A 19,638-nucleotide genomic window follows, 5' to 3' on the forward strand; every position below is an offset into this window, starting at 1 on the left:
AGCCTGCTCTCCACGGTCGAGGCGGCCAAGGAGATCCGGTTGTTCGGCATCGGCCCCTTCCTGCGGGCCCGGATGCTCGACCACCGGAATCGAGCCAACCATGCGAAGCAGGCAGTGGCCAAGCGGGAGGTCATGACCCAGCTCGCGCTGAGCTCGCTGTCGGCCGTGCTGGCCGGCGGGGGCCTGGTCTGGGCGGTTCTGGCGGCGGGGGCCGGCGAGCTGACGCCGGGCGCCGTGGCCGTCTTCGTCGCCGCGGTCTCGGGGACGCAGAACGCGCTGGTCACGCTCACGATCGACGTCGCCAGGACGCATCACAGCCTGCTGATGTTCGGGCACTACCGCGAGGTGACGACCGCCGCCCCTGATCCGGTACGACCTGGGTCGCTGCTCCCGGCTCCCCTGCGGACCGGGATCGAGCTGCGCGACGTGTGGTTCCGCTACTCGGAGAGGCATCCGTGGATCCTGCGGGGCGTCGACCTGTTCATCCCCGCGGCCACGAGCATCTCCCTGGTGGGACTGAACGGGGCCGGCAAGTCCACACTCGTGAAGCTGCTCTGCCGCTTCTACGATCCCACCCGCGGCCGGATCCTGTGGGACGGCATCGACATCCGGCTCTTCGACGTCTCGGCGTACCGCGACCGGATCGGCGCGGTCTTCCAGGACTACATGCACTACGACATGACAGCCGAGGAGAACATCGCTCTCGGCGATCTCAGGGCACTGGATGACCACCCACGCCTGGCCGACGCGGCCCGCAGGGCCGGGATCCACGAGGCCCTGTCCGCTCTGCCCCATGGGTACGGCACGCTGCTCTCGCGCACGTACTTCAGCGAGGCCGACAAGGACGATCCCGACACGGGCCTGGTGCTGTCCGAGGGGCAATGGCAGCGCCTGTCGCTGGCCCGCGGCCTCCTCCGCGACGATCGCGACGTGATGATCCTCGACGAGCCGTCCGCGGGCCTGGACGCCCAGGCCGAGGACGAGATCCACAGCTCGTTGCGAAGCTGTCGAGCGGGCAGGATCAGCGTGCTGATCTCTCATCGGCTGAACGCCGTGAGACACGCGGACATGATCGTCGTGCTCGGCGACGGGCGCATCGCCGAGTCCGGTCGCCATGCCGAGCTGCTGTCGGCCGACGGCGAGTACGCGAGGCTCTTCCGGCTGCAGTCCGCCGGCTACGGGCCGGACAACGAAGGCGCAACTCTAGGCGGAGGTGTTCTTCCTTGATCGTGGCGATCGTGGTGTTCGCGGGACTCGTCACCGCGTTCGCGGGCGCCGTCTACTCATTCGCCCACGGCGTCGTCGTCTCCGGGGCATTGTGCTGCGTCACCGTTCTGCTCTGCGGAAGCGCGCTCGTCTTCAGGGCCGTCGCCCGCGGAAGATTCGCCAGCGTCACGGTACGGGGAATGAGCATGGAACCCGCCTACCGGCAGGGCGAGCGCGTACTCGTGTCACGGCGGTCGCCCTTGCGCGTGGGAGGGGTGGTCGTGGTGGAGCAGCCCACCGAGAGCGGCGAGTGGCTCGGCGCTCCGCTCCGACCCGGGGCCGCCGCGAAGGAGATCTCACGACGACGCTGGCTGATCAAACGCATCGCCGCGCTTCCCGGTGACGAGATCAGGAGCGAACATCTTCCCCACTCCCCACGCGCCTACGGCCGCGCAGTGCCCGCGGGCAGCCTGGTGCTGCTGGGCGACAATCGCCGGGTCAGCTTCGATTCGCGCTCGATAGGCTTTTTCCCCGCCGAAAGAGTACTGGGCGTGGTCGTTCAACCGACACGCGAGTGACCCATTTATGACGCCTCATGAATTAGCTGGATCTTAACCACCGGGTGAAACTATTCCTCTGACAATCCACTCACCGCCTGAAAGAAGGGATTGACATGTTGAGGAATATCGAATCGGTCGGGGCCAGGCTCATCGGCCTGTTCGTCCCCAAGGTCGAGGCGTCGGCCGGCTGCGCCTACATGTGCTACGCGAGCTGCTGGCAGTGCAACTACAACAGTTGCATCCAGTACACCAACTGCTCCATCAAGTGCCTGTGAGCGGACGGCTCTGAGCGCGGGGCCGGAACATCAGACGTCGAGGCCCGCAAAAGTGCGACGGCTCCGCGGATCGGTGAAATCCGCGGAGCCGTTTCCCTTATCGAGCCGTGCCGTACGGGTACCGTGCTGTCGCGAGGTCGTCGGCGAGGTCCTCCAGCGCGACGTCGGCGTTCAACGCGGAGACGACCGCCTGCGTCAGCGGGCGAAGCGCATAGACGTGCCGTACCGCATCGAGATCCACCCGAACCTCGTAATAGTCCTCGGCGAACCGTTGGAACGCCTCCGGTGCCGGATCCGTGAGCAGCGCGAAGAGGTGGGCCGATCCGTCGGGATCACTTTCGCCCTCCGGATAGTCGATCTCGCCCACCCGCCATCCGCTGTCGCCCACCTCGCGCCATAGACAGGCGGTCACGAGCGGCATGCCGTCCTCGTCGCAGAAGGCGGGCTCCAGCACGCAGTGGCGGAAGACGTCGGGGACCGAGTCGAGCACTCCCGGCCATGGCCCGTCGTTCCCGTACGGGCTCATCGCAGCCTCGTGATCGAACCCGCGAATGTAGGCGCCGCCCGCCGAGAAGACGATGGAGTACTCGTCTCCGGAGCCGTTCCGCATGGAACCCATCTCCTCCGCCGAGTCCCAGGCCGCGTCGAAGGAGTGGTGGCGACTCTCCCAGTCATCCGGGCTCAGGATGGCCTCCAGCACCGCCATGGATCGGGAGAGATCGCGGAGCACCGCGACGCCGGGCAACAGCGGCGCCACGTCGTGAGCAGTCATGCGCCCCATCCAATCGGACGCCGGCGACGTTCTGCCGAGCTCGCCGCCATAACCGCGCGGCCTCCCAGGCCCGGCTGCCTCCATGCCGCTGTACGGCCACGAGGTATCGCGGGCGTATCGAAAATCGCGAACGCCACCGCAACGCTCTTCGGTCTTCAGTGTGGGGCATGGACCGCAGCGGTCCGTGCCGGGGGCATGGTCCCCCGGTTCCGGAAGGTGATCACGGAAGAGGAGAGCGCCGTGGCTGATGACGGGAAGTGGGACCGGCGTTCGTTGTTGCGGGGCGCGGCCGTGGTGGCCGGTGCCGCCGCGGCGGCGCCGCTGCTGGGCGGGGCGGGCATGGCGCTGGCCGGCGGTGGTGACGCGGACGCGTTGTTCAAGGCGGGGAGGTTCGAGGAGGCCGGCCGCGCGTATGAGGAGATCCTGAGAAAAGACCCCACGAACCTGCACGCGGCCCGCCGGCGCGGCTATGTCGGGCTGCTGGGCAACACGTTCCCCGACGCTGAGAAGTACCTGACGATGGCCCTCAGGTTGGCGCCCGAGGACAAGGAGACCAACGCGCTGCTGGGCGACTGCTACATCCGGCAGGACAAGCTCTCCCTCTCCGTGCCGCACTGGCGAGCGGCCGGCGAGGAAGGCTATGCCAGGTGGTTCGCGGCGATCCGCGGCAAGCCGTATCAGATCCACGGCGACATCGGCCGGGTGCCATGGCTGCGGATGGACCCGTCTCCGCTGGTGGAGGCCTCGGTCAACGGCGGACCGCCGAAGCGCCTCACGTTCTACACCGGCGCCCCGAGTCTGAGCCTGACCGCGACGGCGGCCGAGGAAGCCGGGTTGAGCCCCGTGTACAAAGAGAAGACCGACTTCGAAGGCACCGTCATCTGGGTGTACTACGGGGTGCTGGACTCCCTCAAGCTGGGCGGCATCGAACTGCGCAACGTCCCCGTGGGCTGGTCGGCGACGGAGTCGGGCGAGGATGTCAGCACCGACAACGACGGCCTGATCGGCACGTGGGTCTTCTACCACCTGCTGACCACCTTCGACTACGCGGGCCGGTCGCTGATCCTGCGCCGCCCGACCCCCGAGTCGGCCCGCAAGGTACGCGCCGCCGCCACCCGGGCGGGCACCGAGCCCCTGCCGCTGTGGCTGTCCCGCGACCACGACCTCCAGAGCACGGGCAGCATCGCCGGCTCCGGCCCACGGGTGATGGGCGTGAACTTCGGCGGAGTCGGCGAGATGGTCGCGGGCATGGCCGGGGAGGTGGCCAAGCAGCTCGGCGTCCGCACCGACCCCGACCGCCCGATCGAGACCGCCGCCCACAGCCACGCGACCATCACGTACCCCTGCTACCCGAAGGAGATCCGGCTCGGCGGCGCCGTCGCCAACGAGGTCTACTGCGAAACGGACCCGAACATGCCGGTCAACGTGCCCTGGCCGTACGGGCCGGGGTTCGACGCGATCGGCTGGTTCGCCCACTGCTTCTGGAAGCCGTACAACATCACCCTCGACTTCACCGGCATGAACCTCTACATCAGCCGCGGCAAGGCCACCTGATCACTGCCGGCGTCGGCAAGATCCCGAGATGACCCTGACAGGCACGAAGGCCCGCTCCAGGCTTTCTCCGGTAGCGGGCCTTCCGAATGAGCGCGGCCGAGAGAGACTCGAAACTCCAACCTTCTGATCCGTAGTCGAACGAGCATCGCCTGTCGTCGGCAGGATCACACCGTTGACGGTCACTGTCGGTCGCCGCAGCGACGACGGGGCTGGAAGCCGCCTCGTTCGACCTAGGCGTCCTCGAGGACTTCTGCGAAGGCGATCAGAACGCCTCCGGTGGCGTGCTCGCGGGTGGCGGCGACGAGGGGACCCGCCTCCGCCGCGGCGGCGCTGGCCGCCGCGTAGTCGGCGAAGTACAGGTCCAACAGCCGGTACGCCGGAGTGGGGCTGCCGTCCTCCTTGGGCCAGACCTTCGACGCCTGCAGCCGAGTCAGGCCAGGGAGCTTGCGCGCCAGCGCGAGCTGATCGGTGTAAGCCGCCTCGAAGGCGTCCGGGTCGGTGGGGTTGGAGTAGATGAAGCTGATCTTGGTCGGCCTGTCGTGCTCCGTCATGGATGATCTCCTGTTGTTAGTCTTGGTAGACACAAGCGAGCAGAGCCAGACTTGGGCGATGATGTCGGGCGAACTTTCGCCGGCGCAGCTGCTTCTCCGACAGAAGAAGTCGGCACATCACACAGCGCGGTCCTGAGTCGTTCCGTTTGTCGGCCTCGCTCGCTGTTCGTTGATCGTAGTTAGAGGAATGAGCAGCGACCATGACCGCTCCGCCAGGAAATTTTGCTGATCGTCCAGCGACGTCAGCCGATTTACCGGGACCGCCACATGGGTTCGTCGACCCGCCGGCGCTTGAGAATGCCGCGCTCGGGCTCGACGCAGACAGTCAGTCGCACGATCTGCTCTCGGAGCTGCTCCGGAGGGTCCGTCTGAGCGGTTAACGGATCGTTGCGTACGCTCCGCCGCCAACCTTCTCGATCGGCTTCGCCGATCTGGGCAGCCTGCACATCATCGAAGAGGGCGAGCTCGTGCTTCAGGTGGACGGAGACCCGCACGTCGAGCACGTGAGCCGCGGCGATGTCGTCCTGCTCCCTCGCGGCGACCCGCACCACATCACCGACGTGGGCAAGCACGCGCACGCGACCGTGAGCGCCGGCGAAGCCGAGAACGACGCACCCGAGCCGACGCGCTGGCTCTGCGGAACGTTCACGATCGGCGACCCGCGGGCCAGCCACCTGCTCGGGAGCCTCCCGGCCATGATCGTCCTGCGCGGCGCCCACGGTCCAGCGCTCGAAGGGCTCGAAGTCGCCCACAGGATGCTCGTACTGGAGATGCGCTCGCCCTCTCAAGGGTCGGCGGTGATGGTCGCCCGCATCCTCGATCTGATCTTCATCCAGATTCTGCGCGCCTGGGCCGCCGGCACGGACGCCGAACCCAGCTGGCTGCCCGGCGCGTTCGACCCGCAGATCGGTCTGGCCTTGAGCGCCATCCACCGAGACCCCGGCCACGACTGGACAGTCGAGGAGGTGGCCCGAGCCTGCAACCTTTCCCGGTCGGCGTTCGCTGCGCGGTTCGTCGCTCGCGTCGGCATGCCGCCGGCCGCCTATCTCGCGCATGTACGCCTGGACGCCGCCACCGATCTGCTGCGCGACACCTCTCTTCCGGTCACGCTCATCGCCCAGAGAGTTGGCTACACGTCGGAGGCGGCATTCAGCCGCGCGTTCAAGAACCGCTACGGCACGCCACCCACTCGCTGGCGACGAGACAGACGAGGTCGCTGGTGACTCACGACACCGTCGAGGCCGGATCCGGCAAGAGGGGGCAGGCCACTCCCTAGCCGCCCCCGCTTGTGTCGAGAAACGGTTTCAGCGGCGCGGAAGAGCTGTACGGCCACGAAAAAGGCCCTCCGGAATCATCCCGGAGGGCCTTTCGCATGTGTGCGGCCGGAGGTACTCGAAACCCCAACCTTCTGATCCGTAGGGAAGGGCAGGTGCCGCGTTCGCGCGCTGCTGGCCTGCTGAGGCGGTGGATACAGGTCGATCCCATGAGATCGCGTGAGGCGGTGTTGCTGTACGCGCTGCTGTACAGCGCGCTGTCAACGCGCCTCGGCGCTACTGCCCTCAGCTCGCGCAGGAGAAGAGTCGCGGTGGCCTTCCTCGTTTCTCAGCCAGCAACGGACGGGTAGCGGGCCGCCGCAAGGTCGTAGGCGAGGTCACCCATGGAAAGGTCGGCGTTCAGCGCGGCGACGATCGTCTGCGTCAGCGGCCGCAGGGCATAGAAAGTGCCGCACCGCATCGAGATCCACGGGCACCTCGTAGTAGTCCTCTGCAAACCTTCGGAACGCCTCCGGAGACGGATCGACGAGCCGCGCGAACAGAGACACAGCCCCATCGGGATCGCTCACGCCATCCGGGTAGTCGATCTCACCTATCCGCCAACAGTCATCACCGGCGGCGCGCCACAGGCAGGCGGTCACGACTGGCATGCCGTCCTCGTCTCAGAACGCTGGCTCCTGCACATACGGACGGAACACCTCAGGCACGAAGTCGAGCACCCCCGGCCACGGCCCGCCGTTGCCGTACGGGCTCATGACCGCCTCGTGGGCGAAGCCGCGGATGTACGTGCCCGCTTATTACGAATGGCGCACCCGATCGGGATGCTACTTCTGCTTCTTCCGACGAAAGCATGAATGGGTTGGACTAAAGGATCGACACCCCAACCTTTTCGATAAGGCTATCACCTACGAAGAGAAGCTAAATTACCAGCACACCGCTATGAAGGACCGCAAGTGCACCTGATCCCAGGGCGAGTCACTAGAGGATATTATCGCTCGAAGGGAAGAGATCGAAGCTAAGAACCGAGATGCCATGAAACGCACCGCAGGACGCCTCAAATCCAACCGCCCCCTTCTCGAGATTCTCTCCGCCTCCCTCGATGAAGATGACGATCAGGTCGGGTGCACCGTTTGTCACCTTTGATCTAAGCGCCTGGATCAGATAAGACAGCAGGCGTCAGCAAAGCCGACCATCATTGCCGACCGGAGCAGCTTTGCCGCGACTAAACTCTGCGGTCACGAAGATCCCAGGATTAGAAATCGGAAATTAGTGGCATGTGATCGTAAGAGCAGTGCTGCTTTCCACGATTGTATAGCGCGGAAAGGAATTACAGCATATTCATCTGGTCGCAAGACGATCTCCACGCTCGGCTTGATCGAGAGTACAGTCCGGTGTATGCGCAATGCAGCCGTGTGGGCGCGTCGGGACATTGCGGCCAGCGTTGCTGTTACGTCAGCCACAGTTATCCGGTGCCGGGGCCCGACGAAGGAGGGCCTCGGCGTCGATCGCCCCAACCAGTCGCGACGATTAGCGAAGTCAGCGATCGTAACGGCGTGCACTACCAACCGGCCGGGCGTATGCAGGAGATAGCGATCGTACCGCTAGTGCAGGTGAGACTGCGGAAATACCCTGATGCCGAACTCGTTCGCAAGCCGTCGTAGCAGATGCGGGCTAATGGGTTCGGGGGATTCATGTTTTAGGAGACTGGGCTGTTCTCCTGGGGGGCCAAAGAAAGCGATGCAGAGTTCCTCCAATGCTGCATCGCGCCGGGACTTGTGCCGCACACCCTGAAAGCCCGCCTGCTGGAGGGCAGAACCCCACCCTTTAGAGAGAGAACGCTTCGTGCCAGCCTGGAGGTCGGCGTCAATGCGCCAACGACCAACGTGCTTACGCGCGAGCAGATCAGCAATCTTGAAGTTTCTTGTGGGAGTAATCCTGCTAATTGTACGCTTCAGTATCCACTCCCGAGTTATCATGTCGAGCTTTTCGTCACCTATATGTTCCAGAAGGGCCACGAGGTCGGAGTAAGCCGTGTGGCACGTTCCGTACCTGCCCTTAGCACTCTTGGGCGGATCGAAGCGGCATTTCCCGCAGTTACAGAAATAGCTCGGATCATGTTCGGACTTGTGGGCTCTATAGAAATCGTCGCCAAATCTTACCGTCTCCGACGGAAAGTCGCGAAGATCTTGAATTCCCGACTTGGTACGTGGCGCACGAGGCGTCATGAGTCCCACCTTCCTGCAACCTGTCGCGCTGCATCCAGTAGCTGGCTCACCTCCTTACCGCCCTCTAGCCATTCGGCAGGCTTAGCGTCATTCAACGCAGGATTTGGCGTCATCATCCAAGAGGCAATCATGTAGCGATCCGCCTCGCCGTGTGAATCAAAAACACGCAAGATCGCTCGTACCTCCGGACGGATTGATCGACGGGAGCGATCAAACTGCCAGGATGGGTAGTAGGTGGTTTGCTTTCCCGGAAGCCCGAGAAGACTGGCCGACTCAACTCGTTTGGCCAAGGCTTGGCGACTAATACGAAGCAGGCTTGTTACCTCACTTGTGTCCAAGCGTTCTCCTACCGCCTGCGACCAAGCAACAGGCGCCAGAGCCGAGTATGCGGCTTCGTACCCGTACTCATACGCCTCCTCTGGGGATAGATGCTCGATGAGGTCTTTGAGGTTGATCAGCCCATCACGGAACCCTCGTTCCAGCTGCTCATGTCTTGCTGGCATGTTTCCATCATGGCGTCAACCCGTCAACCAAGTCAACTCTACCTGGGCAAACATCGCCTTGGCTCGGCTTGGTCAGCGATCGATATAGTCTTCGTGATCGTCAGCGCGTGAGCGGTGCTGGCCGCGACCGGCCGAAGAGCCGCAGCGCGGCCAGCGACCGCCCGACGCGCGGCAGCCGCCGCAGGTGGGCTGCCCTTGATGACGTATAGATAATTTGCTTTCTGATCTTGCTGGTCTTCTTGATCCGGCTCAGCAATCGTGGCGATAGGGCTCAGCGGTGGTCCACACGCGTTCAAAGCAGGTGAGGTACGTGGCCGCTGTGCCGTGAGATTCGGTGCGGCGTAGGTGCATGACGGGGGCGTCGGCTGCTGGGGTCGCATAGGCGTGTGTGTTGACGAGGAGGTCGTCGTCGGCTCGGTAGATCGAGCTGTAGAGCACTGTGCGGTGTAGCCGGAGCTTGATACCTTCGCCGACTGTCAGAGGGTGGTAGAAGGCGAGGGCATTGCGGATGCGTGCGGACATGACGTCGGAGCCGATGCCTTCATCGTTTCCTCGGGCGGCTACCTCAGAGCTGGCGGGGTTGCCGAGGAGGATACGCACCTTGGTGCCAGCACTGGCGCGATCGGTGAGGACGCGGAGGAGGCCAGGGTCCTCGGCGATGAACAGGGCGCTGTAGGCCAGGATGCCGATCTCGGCCGTTGCTCCTTGGAACAGGTCGCGCCACATCCTCTGGGGGACGCTCCAGCGGTGTGGGTAGACCGCTTCGACGCCGTCGGCGAACACTCGGTGGCGCTGGTCCGTTTCTGGCCATAGCTCGACCTCGTCGATGTGGAGGAGGTCGGCGATGGCCCAGCGGTGGCGTGGGTAGGGGGTGCGGCCCTGGAGCCAGCGGGCGACGGTCTTGGGGTCGACGGCTAACGCGGCGGCCACATCGGTCGGGGTGAGTCGAGCTGCTGCCAGTGCGTAGCGCAGGTTGTTGTTCATGGGCCCGCCTGCTTGTCTCGCGAAACGGTCTCGTACTGCGACGATACATCAGACGTCCCTAGACGTCCCTAAGTTGTGGTGTTCCCGCCCCTGACCTCCGGGCGAACCTCGACGCGTACACCCAATCGGGAGCGTCAGGAGGGACGAGTATGCAGACGAGCAAGACCGTCAAGGAGCAGCAGCGGGCGTACGCGGAGCGGTTGCTGACCGCGCTGGGCAAGGAGCTGGCGCGGCGAGAGATCACGGCGGTGCTGGTCGTGGCCCAGGACGGGCGGCCGGCCCTGGACGTCACCGACAGCCGGTGCAGGATGCGACGGGTGTTCGTGCAGCTGCCGTTCTGCTGGTTCTACTGGGGCGACCAGGGCGACGAGCGGGTCTCGTTCCTCCAGATGCCCGCCGCGGTGGACCGGGTCGAGCAGGCTGCCCGCGATGGGTGGAACGACGGCGAGCAGCGCGAGCTCAGCATCGACCTGAACAAGATGATCGATGCCTACCGCGGTTGATCCGGTGGCCAGAGGTCGGTGGCTGACTGGCGGGCGTGTCTACCCGCAGGTCGCCGACCGGCTTCGGGAGCGGATCGTCTCGGGTGAGTTCCCGCCGGGCAGCGTGTTGCCCTCGGAGACGACGTTGGGTCGCCTCTTCGGGGTGGCGCGTAACACGGTCCGGCGGGGGCTGGCGATGCTGGAGGACGAAGGACTGTTGGTCACCGTTCCGTCCAAGGGGCGGGTGGTGTGCGGGGAGAGGCCGGCGGCGCCGCCGTACCGGTATCTGGTGATCGCCGCCGAGTTGCGCGGGCGAATCGCGCGTGGGGAGCTGGGTCCGGGTGCTGCCATACCGAGTGAGGCTGACCTTCGGCGGTGCTTCGGTTCCTCTCGCAACACGGTGAGACAGGCATTGGCAGTGCTGGAGCAAGAGGGCCTGGTCGTAGCCCAGCATGGTCGCGGCCGGTTTGTCCGGGTGAGGGTTGGACGGCAGCCGAGAGAGTGAGACGTCCTGGGACGTCTGGCCTTGCCCTCTAGCTGCGGCTCCGTCCGTGATGTCTATCGTGTGGCTCGTGGGACAGGTTGAGTGGGCGTACGGGCTGGCCGAGGACCTATTGGCGACCGCGTTGCCCCGGCGGTGGGCGCACACACAGGGGGTCGCCGAACGGGCCGAGAGCCTGGCCGGGATCCTCGGCGCGGAGACGGACACGTTGATCGCCGCCGCGCTGCTGCATGACATCGGGTACGCCCCTGACCTGGTCGACACCGGCATGCATCAACTCGACGGCGCGCGATACCTGCGCAACGTGGTCGGCGCGGAGGATCGGTTGTGCCGGCTGGTGGCGTACCACTCGTGTGCGGACAACGAGGCTCGGGAGCGGGACCTGTTCGACGTCCTGGCGGCGGAGTTCGACGTGGAGCGGCCGGACCTGGCGCGGGCGCTGACGTACTGCGACATGACAACCGATCCGGATGGCCGGCACCTGGATGTACGGGATCGGCTGGCGGAGATCCACTCTCGTTATGGGTCTGACCATGTGGTGAGCCGGTCGATCACGGCGGCGACGCCGTGCATCGTGTCGTCAGTGCGGGCGGTGGAGGCGGCGCTAGCCGATGTGCGGCAGGCCGACGCCGGCTAGGTAGTGCTCGATCCGCATCCGCATCGAGGCCGCCATGGGCAGGGACAGGACCTCGTCGCGGGACACCCATTGCACCTCGCGGGACTCCGCACTCGTCGTCGGCTCCCCGGAGACGGCTCGTCCGGTGAGGACGATGGAGAACTCCTGGCGGACCTCGCCGTTGGAGGTGTAGAGGATCACGTGGCCGGGGTCGGTGTAGGTGCCGACCAGGCCGGTGATCTCGCAGGTGATGCCGGTTTCCTCCAGCGTCTCCCGGACCGCGGCTTGGGGCAGGGACTCGCCGAGGTCGATGGCGCCGCCGGGTGGGGCCCAGTTGTCGTTGTCGGTGCGGTGGATCATCAGCAGGTCGCCGGCGTCGTTGGTGACGATGACGTTGACGGACGGGACCAGGCTGTTGGGTTTGGGCGCGTCGGGGTCGTGGTGGAAGTCGATGCGCTGGCCCATGGTCAGGACTCTACCGGGGTGGCCTTGGCCCAGACCTTCTCGTAGCTCTCGGCGTAGGTGGCGACCATGTCGCCTCCGGCCACGCGGCGCAGGTGGAGGACGGGGGCGTTGCCGGCGCGGGTGCCGTACACGTGGGTGTTGATCAGGTACTCGTCGTCGGCGCGGTAGATCGAGTTGTACAGGATCGTGTCGTGCAGCCTGAGCTCGAAGTTGTCCAGTCCGATGATGGGGCGGTAGAAGACGAGGGCGCTGCGGATCTGGGCGGCCATGCTGTCGCCGATGCCTTCGTCGGCGCCGCGCTGGGCGACCTCGTGGCTGTCGGGGTCGCCGAGCAGGACGCGGACGCGTACCCCTGAGCGGGCCTTGTCGCCGAACATGCGCATCAGGCCGGCGTCGTCGGCCAGGAACAGACCGCTGTAGACGAGGACGTCGATCTCCTCGGACGCGCCTGAGAATAGGCGTCCCCAGATGTCCCGCGGAACCGCCCACCGGTGCGGGTAGATCGTGAGGACTTCGCTCTGCGAGGCCGCGGCAACCTGGTCGCGGGTGAGGGCTTCGGGCCACAGGTACGTCTCGTCGACGCCGAGGTAGGAGGCCGTGGCGAAGCGGTGCTTTCGATACGGTTCGCGTCCTTTGGTGATCCAGCGTTCGACGGTCTTGGGGTCGACTTCGATCGCGTCGGCCAGGTCGGCGATGGTCACGCCTTTCTGGAGAAGCGCCGCGCGTAGCCGTTCGTTCGCCATCGCACCTGCCCAGTGAGGACGTCCGGGGACCTGCACATCGTAGGCCGGACGTCTTGAACATGTCCCGTCGTGTAGTGATCTCGTCCTGACTCTGCGTCGCATCCTCGGTTGCACAACGCCACAACGCCCCCAACCGAAGGAGGAGATGCCCCAATGAACATGATCAGCTTCCTGGACGAGACGCCCTCGTGCGAGTGCGGCAACGCGCTGGCCCACGGTCAGGTGCGGTGCTCCAAGTGCCTGGCGCGAGAGCGCTGGACGCGTAAGCAGCGGGCTCGGAACCGGCGCGAGCGGCGGCGGGCCGAGTCCCGGCGTCCCCCGCGCGGTCCGCGTACCGTCGCCGCGGCGGGGGTGAGCTGGACGTGAGCTGGCTTCCGCTGATCGTCGCCGTGCTGCTCGGCGCGCTGCTGCTGGTGGGGTACGTCGCGGTCCTGGTCGGGATCCGCCGTCAGGACAGGGCTATGACGCTGCGGCGTGAGGTGTCCGGCGTGTCGGCGTCGCTGGCGCGTCGGGTCACCGGCTGCCACGTGAGGGACGGCGTGCAGTGGACGTAGCGAGCTGCTCCTCCATCTTCGCCAGGCGCGCCGAGAGGTCTTGTACGGCGGTGCGCAGCTCGGCGACCTCGCCGGCCAGATCGCCGGCGGCCGGGATGTCGCTCGTGTCGCGGACGAAGACGCCCTTGCCCTGCTGGCCGATCACCAGGCCCTCGTTGCGCAGGATGCCGACGGCCATCTTCACCACCGACAGCGAGGAGTCGTACTCCTCGGCGAGCTGGGCGGTGGACGGCAGAGGGCTGCCAGGCGCGAGGGCGCCGCCGCGGATCTGGGCGCGGAGATCGTCGGCGATCTGGAGGTAGCCGGGCCGCCCGGTGTGCTTGACCATCGCGTCAATCTCACCACACCAAGACAGCCACGCCAACATTGACAACTGAGCCAACTAGGTTAACCATGTTGGCTACGACGTATAAGGAGGTCACACGCCATGCGCACCATCCCGATCCCGGTCGACACCGGCAAGCTCACCATCACCTGCGTCAAGGCACCCCGCCCTCGGGTCCTCAACAAGGACACCGGCGAGATCAAGACCGACAAGAACGGCAACACCGTCTACGAGGTCACCGTCTCGGTCGAGGACGAGTTCGGCCGGATCGAACTCGTCAAGATCGGCATCACCGGCGAGCCGCCCATCACCGCCGGCGACCCCGTCAACGCCGTCGGCCTGGTCGGCTACGTCTGGGAGATGTCCGGCCGGTGGGGCATCTCCTACCGCGCCTCGGCCCTGCTCCCAGCGCGGGAGGCCGCCGGTGTCTGACCTGCCGCTCTGGCTCGCAGTCCTGCCCCTGATCGGGGTGGGGCTGTGGGCCTGGCGCCGCTGGCACCACCCGTCGTTCTGGCTGCTCGTCGGCTTCCCGATCACCGCCGTCTCGGTCCGTGCCTCCTGGCGGCGTATCGCGCTCGGGTGCGGGCTGACGAAAAAGCGGCAGCGCTGGTGGTTCACGACCGTCCCCGGCCTGGTCGCCTCGACCGGGATCGTCAAGGTCAAGCGGCGCTTCCAGCGGGTCGCCGTCGACACCAAGCCGTTCATGTGGCTGCCCTTGCCGACGCGGCACGGCTGGCGCGTCACCGTCCACACCTTGGAGGGCCAGACACCTGGCGACTACGCCGACGCCGCCGAACGCCTTGCTCACTCCTGGGGTGTCCATGCGATCCGCGTGTCCTCACCCGGGCCTGGGCGGGTCGTGCTGGCGGCGACCATGCGGGACCCGCTGGTCACCGTCGACCAGCTCCCGCCATCGACAGACCTGCTCAAGGTCACCGTCGGCCGGCTGGAGACCGGCAAGCCCTGGGTGATCGACTTTCGCACCGTACCGCACTGGCTGAACGCTGGAGCGACGCAATCCGGCAAGTCCAACCTCGCCAATGCGCTCATCGTCGGCCTCTCTCCACAACCCGTCGCCTTGGTCGGCATCGACCTCAAAGGCGGCGTGGAGTTCACACCGTACGCGCCGCGCCTGTCGGCCCTGGCCACCTGCCGCGACGAAGCCGGACGACTCCTGGACGACCTGGTCGCGCTGATGCTCGACCGGATGGGCGTCTGCCGCCAAGCTTCCGCCCGCAACGTGTGGCAGCTACCGCCGGTCCTACGCCCGGTGCCTGTCGTGGTCCTGGTCGACGAACTGGCCGAGCTGTATTTGATGGCCGACAAGTCGGAGAAGGACGAGATCGCCAAGACCTCGACCGCGCTGTTGCGGGTGGCTCAGCTCGGGCGGGCGTTCGGCATCTACCTGTTCTGCTGCGGCCAGCGCATCGGCTCCGACCTCGGTCCCGGCGTCACCGCCCTCCGCGCCCAGTGCTCCGGCCGGATCTGCCACCGCGTCAACGACCCCGAGACCGCGACCATGACCCTCGGCGACCTCGACCCGGCCGCGCTCGCCTCGGCCCGCGCCATCCCCGCCGAGACACCCGGCGTCGCCATCGTCGCCGGACAGGACGGCCAGTGGTACCGCGCCCGCTCCTTCTACGTCAGCGAACAGACCGCCGAACACGCCGCCCACACCCACGCCCACCTCACCTCGCCCTGGGCGGAGATCACGGCCCACCTGCCCGAACAGGCCAACGCTTGACCCCACGAAGGGAGGAACGATGCGACGCATCACCAGCTGGCTCCTCGACACCGGCCCCGTGCTCGTCCTGGCCGCCATCGCCGGCGCCGGATCGTTCACCCACATCCGCGGCACCGCCACCGAACACGGCCAAACCGGTTGGATGTCCTGGGCCGTCGCCATCTGCATCGACCTCACATGCGTCATGGCCGCCCGCGAACGCCAACGCGACAAGAAGACCGGTCGTGTACGGCGCGGTCGGTTGTCGTGGCCCGTTCTGGTCCTGACCGGCGGCATCGCCCTCTCATTGGCGGCCAACCTGCAACAAGCCGACCCAACCGTGTGGGGCTGGATCACCGCCGCCACCCCGGCTGGCGCGTTCCTCATCGCCGTCTCCATGCTCGAACGCCGCACCACCGGCACGCGTGCCGAACCCACCCCGGCCTCCGAGCCGTCCACAGCGTTCGTCCCTGCCTCGACGTGCGCCCCGGCTCCCGTCCTGACCCGCCAGGACACCGAAGCCGACCAGGACGTCCGCAAGGACGGCCCCGCCCCGGCGCTCGTCGACTACGCCCGCCGCATCGCCGACGAACACCACACCCGCCATGGCAAGCCCATCACCCGCGATGCCCTACGCGCCCGCCTCGGCATCTCCAATCAACTCGCCACCGACCTGCTCCACACGCTGCACACCGCCTGATCACGAAGGGAGATCCACCATGACCCACGACCGAACCGCCATCATCACCGGCCTGCGCCACCTGGCCGACTTCCTCGACGCCCACCCCGACATCCCCGTCTCCGCGACCGCCCCGCTCTACCACTTCACCCGCGACGGCAGCGACGCCGACCAGCGCGCCGAGATCGACCAGATCGCCGCCCGCCTCGGCTCGCCCATCAAAGACGAGCCCGACTACGGCCACTACACCACCGCGATCAGCTTCGGCCCCATCCAGTACCGCGCCATTGCCATCACCACCGAAGCCCGCGCCCGCCACGCGGCAGCCGCCAGCTACCACGGATGCGTCCAACCCGACCCCACACCCTCCACCTGACCGACGAAAGGAGAAACCGGCCATGCGCATCCGCCTCGACGGCACCCGCGCCGAACTCATCGACGCCCTGATCCGGCTCCGTCTGAACTTCACCGTCTCCGGCGTCTCGCGCGCCTACTCCGACCGCGCCAAGCCCCGCCACTGGCGCATCTACGTCACCACCCACCCGCGCAAGCGGACCTGACCGCCATGGACGAACACGAACTGACGATCACGCGCTACCGCTGCTGCACCTGCAACGGCACCGGCCTCGACGACGACCGCAACCGCTGCCTCGACTGCGACGGCATCGGCATCGACAACCACGGCGCCCCATAAGCGCAGCGCCCCCGGCCTGACCGCACATCCGCCAAGACACACGCCAGGTCGGGGGCCATCCCCTCACCCGAACGAGTGAAAGGAGGTCTCCATCTTGCCTGCAACCCACACCACCGCGCACGCCAAAGCGGGCATGATCGCCCGGCTCAACAGCCCCGACTACGACCGCTGGGCCGCCCAGATCCACCGCACCGGCGGCTGCCGCCAACCCATCCACCTGCGCGGCAAAGTCGACCACTACGACCGCGCCACCGGCCGGCTCCTGCACCGCTACACCACCCGCACAGAGCCGGACGGCGTCCTGCGCCTCCCGTGCAAGACCCGCCGCGCCTCCCGCTGCCCCGCCTGCGCCGAGACCTACCGCGCTGACACCTACCACCTCATCCGCGCCGGCCTCGTCGGCGGCAAAGGCGTTCCAGACACGGTCACGAGCCACCCGACCCTGTTCGTCACCCTGACCGCGCCGTCCTTCGGCGCCGTGCACGCCCGACGTGAGCAGGGCGGCAAGGTCCTGCCCTGCCACCCTCGACGGGACGCCGAGCCCTGCCCGCACGGTCTCGTCATGTCCTGCACCACCCAGCACGGCCCCGACGACGCGTGCCTCGGCGAACCGCTCTGCCCCGACTGCTACGACTACACCGGCTCCGTCCTGTTCAACGCGCTCGCGCCGCTGCTGTGGAAGCGCTTCGCCGACTCCCTACGCCGCCACCTCGCCAAGCTCGGCGGCCTGGCCCTCAAAGAGCTACGCCACCACCTGACGCTGTCGTTCGCCAAAGTCGCCGAATACCAGCGACGCGGCATCGTCCACTTCCATGCGGTCATCCGCCTCGACGGCCCCGGCGGCCCAACGGCACCCCCACCGGCCTGGGCAACGGCCGACATCCTGGCCGACGCCGTACGACACGCCGCCCGAGTCGTCAGCGCCCTGGCCCTCGCCTACGACGACCAACCCGCCCGTCTGTTCAAGTGGGGCACCCAACTCGACATCCGCCCCATCACCCTCGACGGCGACCTCACCGACCAAGCCGTCGCCGGCTACATCGCCAAGTACGCCACCAAAGCCGCCGAATGCGTCGGCACCCTGGACCGACGCATCAACCCCCTCGACAACCTCGACGCCTTCAACCTGCGCGAGCACGCCCGCCGCCTCATCGCCACCTGCATGCACCTCGGCACCCGGACAGAGCTGGCCGAACTCCGGCTCGCAGAGCGGGCCCACATGCTGGGATTCCGCGGCCACTTCTCCACCCGTTCCCGCCGTTACTCCACCACCCTCGGCGCCCTCCGCGCAGCCCGCGAACAGCACATCCGCGAACACGAGATCACCACCGGCCGCCTCCCCCTCTTCGACGAAGACACAGTCCTCGTCATCAGCGAATGGCAGTACGCGGGCAAGGGCCACTCGGCCGGAGACCAGCTCCTCGCCGCCGCCATCACCGGGGCTCGCCTCGAACGGAGCCCTCATGAGCTGTGAGCTTCTGACGGTCCCCGAGGCGATGGCCATCCTCAAGGTCAGCCGCTGGACCCTCTACAACCTCATCCGCTCCGAGGAGATCACCTCGATCATCGTCGGCGAACGCTGCCGCCGCATCCCGGTCTCAGCCCTCGACACCTACGTCGCCCGACTCTGTGAGGAGGTCGCCTGATGGGCAAGCGCTCGAACGGGGAAGGCTCGATCTTCCCGTACAAGGGCGGCTGGGCGGGCTATGTCTGGGTCACCACCCCGGAGGGCAAGCGCACCCGTAAGTGGGCGTACGGCAAGACCCGCGAGGAGACCCACGAGAAGTGGCTCAACCTGCACGAGCAGTCGCGCAAGGGACCGGTGCCGACGAAGAACCTGACCATGACCGCCTTCCTGTCCCGCTGGCTGGAAGAAGTGATCAAACCCAACCGGGAACCGACAACCTACGTCGCCTATGAGCCACTCGTCCGGCTCTACATCGTCCCCGGCCTGGGCACGAAGCGCCTGGACAAGCTGACCGTCCGCAACGTACAGACCTGGCTGAACACCCTGCCCACCCTCTGCACCTGCTGCGATCAGAAGAAGGACCACAAGCGGCCCGAACACAAGCGGCGGTGCTGCTCGCTCGGCAAGTGCTGCAAGGGCTACCCGTCCCGCAGCACCATCGCGGGCATCCGTCGCGTCCTGCGCTCCGCCCTGGGTCACGCACTGCGGGAGGAACTGATCTCGAAGAACGTCGCATCGCTCACCACACTGCCGAGCGCCAGCAAGACCAAGAAGAAGCGCCAGCACGCGGTGTGGACGGTCGACGAGGCTCGCAAGTTCCTCGAACACCTACGGGAGGTCGACGACCCGCTCTATGCGGCCTACGTACTCATCCTCGTCCTGGGCCTGCGCCGCGGGGAGGTCCTCGGCCTGGCCTGGGACTGCGTAGACCTCGGCGGCGAACAGCTCTGGATCTCCCGTCAGCTCACCAGAGTCGGCGGCCGGCTTCTCCACCGCGAGACGACCAAGACAGACGACTCGACGGCTTCCCTCCCCTTGTTCGGCCTCTGCGTCTCCGCACTCCGACACCGCCAACGTGTCCAGGAGGAGGCACGGAAGGCGGCCGGAGACAGATGGAAGCCCTCAGACCTGACGTTCACCACCCGGACCGGCACACCGATCGAACCGCGCAACTTCAACCGCGCCTTCGAAACCCACTGCCACAACGCGGGCGTCCCGCGCATCCGCGTGCACGACACCCGACACACCTGCGCCTCGCTCCTGGCCGCCCTCGACGTACACCCGCGCGTCGCGATGCGCATCCTGCGGCACTCTCAGATCTCGATGACCATGGACGTGTATACGCAGATCCCGTCACCCGAGACCCGCAAGGCCCTCGACCGGCTCAATCAGAGCCTTGATGGCCCAAGCGAGGTATAAGTCAACTTCCGTTGCCACATGGGTCCTTTGGATCGCCTCAAGGGGCCCATGTGTATCCACGAGT

At 66.7% G+C, this 19,638-nt stretch carries 29 protein-coding genes; 19 read left to right on the forward strand and 10 right to left on the reverse strand.

Annotated elements, in window-relative coordinates; translation table 11 throughout:
* Window positions 1–39 precede the first annotated feature (39 nt).
* The 3 genes from HD595_RS15895 to HD595_RS15905 all read left to right on the forward strand — a co-directional run bounded on the left by HD595_RS15895 (window position 40) and on the right by HD595_RS15905 (window position 2,041).
* On the forward strand, window positions 40–1,227 hold the full coding sequence (locus HD595_RS15895; RefSeq protein ID WP_253769782.1) for an ABC transporter ATP-binding protein: 1,188 nt from the start codon (window positions 40–42) through the stop codon (window positions 1,225–1,227).
* Between the two features lie 2 nt (window positions 1,228–1,229).
* Window positions 1,230–1,784 carry a S26 family signal peptidase gene (locus HD595_RS15900; protein ID WP_253781188.1) on the forward strand — a complete coding sequence of 185 codons (555 nt, stop codon included), beginning with the start codon at window positions 1,230–1,232 and terminating at the stop codon, window positions 1,782–1,784.
* 95 nt (window positions 1,785–1,879) lie between these two features.
* Window positions 1,880–2,041, forward strand: coding sequence for a hypothetical protein (locus tag HD595_RS15905; protein WP_253769785.1), 162 nt, complete (start codon window positions 1,880–1,882; stop codon window positions 2,039–2,041).
* Window positions 2,042–2,138: 97 nt separating this feature from the next.
* Here HD595_RS15905 and HD595_RS15910 read toward each other — a convergent pair whose 3' ends face one another.
* Window positions 2,139–2,798, reverse strand: coding sequence for a hypothetical protein (locus HD595_RS15910; protein WP_253769787.1), 660 nt, complete (start codon window positions 2,796–2,798; stop codon window positions 2,139–2,141).
* A 255-nt stretch (window positions 2,799–3,053) separates the two neighbouring features.
* Here HD595_RS15910 and HD595_RS46740 point away from each other — a divergent pair, with 255 nt between their 5' ends.
* The gene (locus tag HD595_RS46740) at window positions 3,054–4,367 is read left to right on the forward strand and encodes an aspartyl protease family protein (protein WP_253769789.1); all 1,314 of its coding nucleotides are present in this window, start codon (window positions 3,054–3,056) and stop codon (window positions 4,365–4,367) included.
* 230 nt (window positions 4,368–4,597) lie between these two features.
* Here HD595_RS46740 and HD595_RS15920 read toward each other — a convergent pair whose 3' ends face one another.
* Together HD595_RS15920 and HD595_RS46745 are read right to left on the reverse strand one after the other, a co-directional pair.
* Window positions 4,598–4,918, reverse strand: coding sequence for an EthD family reductase (locus HD595_RS15920; RefSeq protein WP_253769791.1), 321 nt, complete (start codon window positions 4,916–4,918; stop codon window positions 4,598–4,600).
* Window positions 4,919–5,169: 251 nt separating this feature from the next.
* A complete protein-coding gene (locus HD595_RS46745; RefSeq protein ID WP_253781474.1) occupies window positions 5,170–5,490 on the reverse strand; it encodes a hypothetical protein in 321 nt (106 codons plus the stop codon).
* Between HD595_RS46745 and HD595_RS15930 the strand changes: the two genes are divergently transcribed.
* Complete coding sequence (locus HD595_RS15930) at window positions 5,386–6,141, forward strand: helix-turn-helix transcriptional regulator (protein WP_253769793.1); 756 nt, start codon at window positions 5,386–5,388, stop codon at window positions 6,139–6,141. The genes HD595_RS46745 and HD595_RS15930 overlap by 105 nt on opposite strands.
* A gap of 379 nt (window positions 6,142–6,520) precedes the next feature.
* Here HD595_RS15930 and HD595_RS45840 read toward each other — a convergent pair whose 3' ends face one another.
* The 4 genes from HD595_RS45840 to HD595_RS15940 all read right to left on the reverse strand — a co-directional run bounded on the left by HD595_RS45840 (window position 6,521) and on the right by HD595_RS15940 (window position 9,904).
* Complete coding sequence (locus HD595_RS45840) at window positions 6,521–6,652, reverse strand: hypothetical protein (RefSeq protein WP_301309520.1); 132 nt, start codon at window positions 6,650–6,652, stop codon at window positions 6,521–6,523.
* 1,141 nt (window positions 6,653–7,793) lie between these two features.
* Window positions 7,794–8,417: an RES family NAD+ phosphorylase gene (locus HD595_RS47240; protein WP_420540709.1), complete on the reverse strand. Its 624-nt coding sequence runs from the start codon at window positions 8,415–8,417 to the stop codon at window positions 7,794–7,796.
* Window positions 8,414–8,920 carry an antitoxin Xre/MbcA/ParS toxin-binding domain-containing protein gene (locus tag HD595_RS15935; RefSeq protein WP_253769795.1) on the reverse strand — a complete coding sequence of 169 codons (507 nt, stop codon included), beginning with the start codon at window positions 8,918–8,920 and terminating at the stop codon, window positions 8,414–8,416. The genes HD595_RS47240 and HD595_RS15935 overlap by 4 nt, the downstream gene beginning before the upstream one ends.
* Before the next feature lie 249 nt (window positions 8,921–9,169).
* Complete coding sequence (locus HD595_RS15940; RefSeq protein ID WP_253769797.1) at window positions 9,170–9,904, reverse strand: helix-turn-helix transcriptional regulator; 735 nt, start codon at window positions 9,902–9,904, stop codon at window positions 9,170–9,172.
* A 149-nt stretch (window positions 9,905–10,053) separates the two neighbouring features.
* On the opposite strand from HD595_RS15940, the gene HD595_RS15945 reads away from it, so the two are divergent.
* The 3 genes from HD595_RS15945 to HD595_RS15955 all read left to right on the forward strand — a co-directional run bounded on the left by HD595_RS15945 (window position 10,054) and on the right by HD595_RS15955 (window position 11,525).
* Complete coding sequence (locus tag HD595_RS15945; protein WP_253769799.1) at window positions 10,054–10,407, forward strand: hypothetical protein; 354 nt, start codon at window positions 10,054–10,056, stop codon at window positions 10,405–10,407.
* A complete protein-coding gene (locus tag HD595_RS15950) occupies window positions 10,391–10,891 on the forward strand; it encodes a GntR family transcriptional regulator (protein ID WP_253769801.1) in 501 nt (166 codons plus the stop codon). Before HD595_RS15945 ends, HD595_RS15950 begins: the two co-directional genes overlap by 17 nt.
* Window positions 10,892–10,958: 67 nt before the next feature.
* Window positions 10,959–11,525 (forward strand): HD domain-containing protein, encoded by a 567-nt coding sequence (locus tag HD595_RS15955; protein ID WP_308211157.1) that lies wholly within the window; start codon window positions 10,959–10,961, stop codon window positions 11,523–11,525.
* Here the strand turns inward: HD595_RS15955 and HD595_RS15960 are convergent.
* Both HD595_RS15960 and HD595_RS15965 read right to left on the reverse strand, forming a co-directional pair.
* Window positions 11,493–11,969 (reverse strand): NUDIX hydrolase, encoded by a 477-nt coding sequence (locus HD595_RS15960; protein ID WP_253769803.1) that lies wholly within the window; start codon window positions 11,967–11,969, stop codon window positions 11,493–11,495. The genes HD595_RS15955 and HD595_RS15960 overlap by 33 nt on opposite strands.
* A 2-nt stretch (window positions 11,970–11,971) precedes the next feature.
* Window positions 11,972–12,670, reverse strand: a complete 699-nt coding sequence (locus HD595_RS15965; RefSeq protein ID WP_308211158.1) for an XRE family transcriptional regulator — start codon at window positions 12,668–12,670, stop codon at window positions 11,972–11,974.
* Window positions 12,671–12,865: 195 nt separating this feature from the next.
* On the opposite strand from HD595_RS15965, the gene HD595_RS15970 reads away from it, so the two are divergent.
* Window positions 12,866–13,078 (forward strand): hypothetical protein, encoded by a 213-nt coding sequence (locus HD595_RS15970; protein WP_253769807.1) that lies wholly within the window; start codon window positions 12,866–12,868, stop codon window positions 13,076–13,078.
* On the forward strand, window positions 13,075–13,266 hold the full coding sequence (locus HD595_RS15975; protein WP_253769810.1) for a hypothetical protein: 192 nt from the start codon (window positions 13,075–13,077) through the stop codon (window positions 13,264–13,266). The genes HD595_RS15970 and HD595_RS15975 overlap by 4 nt, the downstream gene beginning before the upstream one ends.
* Here the strand turns inward: HD595_RS15975 and HD595_RS15980 are convergent.
* Window positions 13,226–13,594 (reverse strand): GntR family transcriptional regulator, encoded by a 369-nt coding sequence (locus HD595_RS15980; RefSeq protein WP_253769811.1) that lies wholly within the window; start codon window positions 13,592–13,594, stop codon window positions 13,226–13,228. The genes HD595_RS15975 and HD595_RS15980 overlap by 41 nt on opposite strands.
* Window positions 13,595–13,693: 99 nt before the next feature.
* Between HD595_RS15980 and HD595_RS15985 the strand changes: the two genes are divergently transcribed.
* From HD595_RS15985 to HD595_RS16020, 9 genes are all read left to right on the forward strand, one after another.
* Window positions 13,694–14,023, forward strand: coding sequence for an SCO3933 family regulatory protein (locus HD595_RS15985; protein WP_253769814.1), 330 nt, complete (start codon window positions 13,694–13,696; stop codon window positions 14,021–14,023).
* Complete coding sequence (locus tag HD595_RS15990; protein WP_253769816.1) at window positions 14,016–15,335, forward strand: FtsK/SpoIIIE domain-containing protein; 1,320 nt, start codon at window positions 14,016–14,018, stop codon at window positions 15,333–15,335. Before HD595_RS15985 ends, HD595_RS15990 begins: the two co-directional genes overlap by 8 nt.
* Window positions 15,336–15,354: 19 nt before the next feature.
* Window positions 15,355–16,014: a DUF2637 domain-containing protein gene (locus HD595_RS15995; RefSeq protein ID WP_253769818.1), complete on the forward strand. Its 660-nt coding sequence runs from the start codon at window positions 15,355–15,357 to the stop codon at window positions 16,012–16,014.
* Window positions 16,015–16,033: 19 nt separating this feature from the next.
* A complete protein-coding gene (locus tag HD595_RS16000) occupies window positions 16,034–16,369 on the forward strand; it encodes a hypothetical protein (RefSeq protein ID WP_253769820.1) in 336 nt (111 codons plus the stop codon).
* Window positions 16,370–16,391: 22 nt separating this feature from the next.
* Complete coding sequence (locus HD595_RS16005; RefSeq protein ID WP_253769822.1) at window positions 16,392–16,553, forward strand: hypothetical protein; 162 nt, start codon at window positions 16,392–16,394, stop codon at window positions 16,551–16,553.
* 5 nt (window positions 16,554–16,558) lie between these two features.
* Window positions 16,559–16,687, forward strand: a complete 129-nt coding sequence (locus HD595_RS45845; protein ID WP_301309521.1) for a hypothetical protein — start codon at window positions 16,559–16,561, stop codon at window positions 16,685–16,687.
* Window positions 16,688–16,820: 133 nt separating this feature from the next.
* Window positions 16,821–18,161, forward strand: coding sequence for a replication initiator (locus tag HD595_RS16010; RefSeq protein ID WP_253781192.1), 1,341 nt, complete (start codon window positions 16,821–16,823; stop codon window positions 18,159–18,161).
* Window positions 18,151–18,333 (forward strand): helix-turn-helix domain-containing protein, encoded by a 183-nt coding sequence (locus tag HD595_RS16015; protein WP_253769824.1) that lies wholly within the window; start codon window positions 18,151–18,153, stop codon window positions 18,331–18,333. Before HD595_RS16010 ends, HD595_RS16015 begins: the two co-directional genes overlap by 11 nt.
* Window positions 18,333–19,574 carry a site-specific integrase gene (locus tag HD595_RS16020; protein WP_253769826.1) on the forward strand — a complete coding sequence of 414 codons (1,242 nt, stop codon included), beginning with the start codon at window positions 18,333–18,335 and terminating at the stop codon, window positions 19,572–19,574. Before HD595_RS16015 ends, HD595_RS16020 begins: the two co-directional genes overlap by 1 nt.
* The last annotated feature ends 64 nt before the right edge of the window (window positions 19,575–19,638 follow it).

This window comes from Nonomuraea roseoviolacea subsp. carminata, assembly GCF_024172185.1.
Taxonomy (GTDB): Bacteria; Actinomycetota; Actinomycetes; order Streptosporangiales; family Streptosporangiaceae; genus Nonomuraea; species Nonomuraea roseoviolacea.

Excerpts from the sequence above, each read along its gene's own strand:
- HD595_RS16015 (WP_253769824.1), top strand. The coding sequence starts at position 18,151 with ATGAGCTGTGAGCTTCTGACGGTCCCCGAGGCGATGGCCATCCTCAAG.
- HD595_RS16000 (WP_253769820.1), top strand. The coding sequence starts at position 16,034 with ATGACCCACGACCGAACCGCCATCATCACCGGCCTGCGCCACCTGGCC.
- HD595_RS15985 (WP_253769814.1), top strand. The coding sequence starts at position 13,694 with ATGCGCACCATCCCGATCCCGGTCGACACCGGCAAGCTCACCATCACC.
- HD595_RS15945 (WP_253769799.1), top strand. The coding sequence starts at position 10,054 with ATGCAGACGAGCAAGACCGTCAAGGAGCAGCAGCGGGCGTACGCGGAG.
- HD595_RS15905 (WP_253769785.1), top strand. The coding sequence starts at position 1,880 with ATGTTGAGGAATATCGAATCGGTCGGGGCCAGGCTCATCGGCCTGTTC.
- HD595_RS15970 (WP_253769807.1), top strand. The coding sequence starts at position 12,866 with ATGAACATGATCAGCTTCCTGGACGAGACGCCCTCGTGCGAGTGCGGC.
- HD595_RS15960 (WP_253769803.1), bottom strand. The coding sequence starts at position 11,969 with ATGGGCCAGCGCATCGACTTCCACCACGACCCCGACGCGCCCAAACCC.
- HD595_RS45840 (WP_301309520.1), bottom strand. The coding sequence starts at position 6,652 with ATGCGGTGCGGCACTTTCTATGCCCTGCGGCCGCTGACGCAGACGATC.
- HD595_RS45845 (WP_301309521.1), top strand. The coding sequence starts at position 16,559 with ATGGACGAACACGAACTGACGATCACGCGCTACCGCTGCTGCACCTGC.
- HD595_RS16005 (WP_253769822.1), top strand. The coding sequence starts at position 16,392 with ATGCGCATCCGCCTCGACGGCACCCGCGCCGAACTCATCGACGCCCTG.
- HD595_RS15980 (WP_253769811.1), bottom strand. The coding sequence starts at position 13,594 with ATGGTCAAGCACACCGGGCGGCCCGGCTACCTCCAGATCGCCGACGAT.
- HD595_RS15920 (WP_253769791.1), bottom strand. The coding sequence starts at position 4,918 with ATGACGGAGCACGACAGGCCGACCAAGATCAGCTTCATCTACTCCAAC.
- HD595_RS15940 (WP_253769797.1), bottom strand. The coding sequence starts at position 9,904 with ATGAACAACAACCTGCGCTACGCACTGGCAGCAGCTCGACTCACCCCG.
- HD595_RS16010 (WP_253781192.1), top strand. The coding sequence starts at position 16,821 with ATGATCGCCCGGCTCAACAGCCCCGACTACGACCGCTGGGCCGCCCAG.
- HD595_RS15950 (WP_253769801.1), top strand. The coding sequence starts at position 10,391 with ATGCCTACCGCGGTTGATCCGGTGGCCAGAGGTCGGTGGCTGACTGGC.
- HD595_RS16020 (WP_253769826.1), top strand. The coding sequence starts at position 18,333 with ATGGGCAAGCGCTCGAACGGGGAAGGCTCGATCTTCCCGTACAAGGGC.
- HD595_RS15995 (WP_253769818.1), top strand. The coding sequence starts at position 15,355 with ATGCGACGCATCACCAGCTGGCTCCTCGACACCGGCCCCGTGCTCGTC.
- HD595_RS15935 (WP_253769795.1), bottom strand. The coding sequence starts at position 8,920 with ATGCCAGCAAGACATGAGCAGCTGGAACGAGGGTTCCGTGATGGGCTG.
- HD595_RS47240 (WP_420540709.1), bottom strand. The coding sequence starts at position 8,417 with ATGACGCCTCGTGCGCCACGTACCAAGTCGGGAATTCAAGATCTTCGC.